Below are 2,364 nucleotides of genomic sequence, written 5' to 3'. Positions count from 1 at the left end.
CGGATCCCAACATCACCGACCTCGTTTGCGGAAGACATACTGTCGGTCACGATCGACGCTCTGCTTGAGGCGCATCTCGCCGTCGAACTGCTGAGTGCCCCAACGGCACCGCTGGAGGGGGTTGAGGAGCATGCCACCCGTGCGTTTCGCTGGTATCTTGCCCGCCCATACTTGGACGGCAAGCCAGATCCATTCGACCACGATGACGCGCTGGCACAACCACCTCCAGCTGGGCGGTGGAATCTCTGGGTTGTACGATAGGTGCGTTGATCCTCAACACGGGAGGGCGTAGCTGATGGATTTCAATAGGAGCATTGAGGCACTGAGGGAGTGGCGCAAGAAGCCATCGGACACGGCGTTCCCAATGTTCCTGGCGCTCTGTCAGGACCTCTCCCCAGGCAGTTCACTGGAGAGTGAAACGTTCGCCTACGAGGCCATCTTGAATGCTGGCAATCTCTCGCAGTCTGCATGATCGAGGATGAATTTCTTCAGTTCAGGGTTGCTGGAGTTGTCCAGGAGAAATTCAGGGAGGTCTGCTTTGAGCGCCTGCGCGACAACCATCTCAGATGGAACGAGGTCGGGTTTCATGGTCCGCAACCAGCTTCTGAACTTGGCCCATACGGTGCTCCGGAAGTTTATTGCGAGGTGTTGAAGAAGGCCTTGGACAATACACGCTATCTGGACGTATCGATGGTAGGCAGCGACCTTTCTGTCGACAGCCTGTATGTGTCGCTTGGAGCTGTCGGCCAAGTCTTGATCTCCAGCGCCCCAGCGAATTCGAGTCATGTTGCGCATCCAGAAATGATAAGCGTAGGCGCCAAGCGTATGAAGAGCCTGCTTGAATGATACTTCTATTTTGAAACGCAGCCCGTAGATCTTAATGACAGTGAGGGGGTCCATGTTGAGGTCGGTGCATAGCAGGATGAGCTTTCCTCGCGTTGGGTGCTTCACCAGAACGAATCGCACAAGCCTAGCAACCGGCCGCCATAGCAGGTCGACGCACCGATACTTGATCATAATGCCCTGCTCGTCATAGACGGGGCTGGGCGCTTCGGAGAAGGCCCTCCATCCCTTGAACAGGTCACGGAGCCGGACTTTATTGCCGTACTTTCTCGGGCGCCCCCGTCGTCTCTCTTTCGGTTGGGTGGGCAAATGAAAAGCGACCGCGTTCTTTCTGACTCGACTGATGAGCTGATGTCCCTGTTGGAGTAGTGGCTCGATGACCTTTCGGCTTGCGTAGTAGGCATCGGCGACGAGAAGGGCCGGAACAGCCACGATCGTGGTGACCTGGAGGAACATGATGGCGAGCTTGTCGAGCAGGGAGTTGCGCTTGGCTGAACGTCCCCAGATCAGACCCTCACAGATTCGTGAGAGCAGGGGCACAGCGAAGACCTGTCCTGTCGCTGCGGTAACCAGCAAGGAGACGACCTGGAACGAGTGTCCCATGATGTACTCGGCCTTGGAGTTGTTTGTTGATTCCTGATGGAGGCACTTGACGGCCGGCATCTTCTTGCCTTCCTTTGCGACCTTGAGGCCGTCGGCCACGAAGATGATGTACCCCCCTTCAGTCAGCGGGGAGAACAAGGTCATCGCCAGCTTTACCCATGCCTGAAGGAGCCGAGGGAGCACAAGTGCATTGGAGTGGAAGAAGTGTAACAGGAGGTGGTAGCAGGCAGGCTGAAGGAAAGATGCCCGGACGAAGCTTGTGACGCCAAGCAGGTCAGGCCTGACCACCCATGCCACCAAGACGACAGTCAACCACATGAAGGTTGCACTTCGCCGACAAGAACCTCTGAGACATTGAACACAACGAACAAACTCGAGCCAGAGAGTCATGATTACCTCCTTGACACATCCGATAGCCGTGCTAAGCTATCGGACTATGACCACAAGACTCGCACAAATGCAACAACGAATTCAGCGAATCAAGGAGGAGCTTCTGGCGCTGGGAGATATGCGACCTGGGGCTCTAAACAAACAATACAACGTCTGCGGCAAACCAAACTGTCGATGCAAAGACCCCGAGGATCCGAAGAGGCACGGTCCCTATTACCAGCTCAGCTACACGCGCAAGGGTAAGAGCACGACCGAGTTTGTCAGAAAGGAGATGGTTGCCGAAGTTAAACGGCAAATCAGAACCTACGCTCGGTTCAAGAAACTCATTGATGAATGGGTAGCGCTTGCGTTGCGACTCGCCAAGCAGCAGAAAAAGTAGTCAACCACTGGGTGGCGTCAGACTGAGGGAGAACGTTTCACTGTCCAGATCGAGCCAGCGGCGGAGAAAAGGCGGGACGGCCTTGCTCTCGGTCAGTCCTTCCACGAACAGGACGAGCTTCACGCCATGCCCTCCAACTCACCAGATCT

At 55.7% G+C, this 2,364-nt stretch carries 3 protein-coding genes; 2 read left to right on the top strand and 1 reads right to left on the bottom strand.

Annotated features, from left to right (window positions below; translation table 11 throughout):
- Positions 1-261: hypothetical protein (locus KKH67_03950; protein MBU1318330.1), on the top strand; the 261-nt coding region annotated here is incomplete at its 5' end.
- Positions 262-426: 165 nt separating this feature from the next.
- Here the strand turns inward: KKH67_03950 and KKH67_03945 are convergent.
- A complete protein-coding gene (locus KKH67_03945) occupies positions 427-1,836 on the bottom strand; it encodes a transposase (protein MBU1318329.1) in 1,410 nt (469 codons plus the stop codon).
- Positions 1,837-1,903: 67 nt separating this feature from the next.
- Here KKH67_03945 and KKH67_03940 point away from each other — a divergent pair, with 67 nt between their 5' ends.
- Positions 1,904-2,215: a hypothetical protein gene (locus tag KKH67_03940; protein ID MBU1318328.1), complete on the top strand. Its 312-nt coding sequence runs from the start codon at positions 1,904-1,906 to the stop codon at positions 2,213-2,215.
- Positions 2,216-2,364 lie beyond the last annotated feature (149 nt).

Source organism: Candidatus Zixiibacteriota bacterium (assembly GCA_018820315.1).
Taxonomy (GTDB): domain Bacteria; phylum Zixibacteria; class MSB-5A5; order JAABVY01; family JAHJOQ01; genus JAHJOQ01.
Note: the sequence above shows the minus strand (reverse complement) of the source record. Positions and strands in the feature narration are given on the sequence as shown.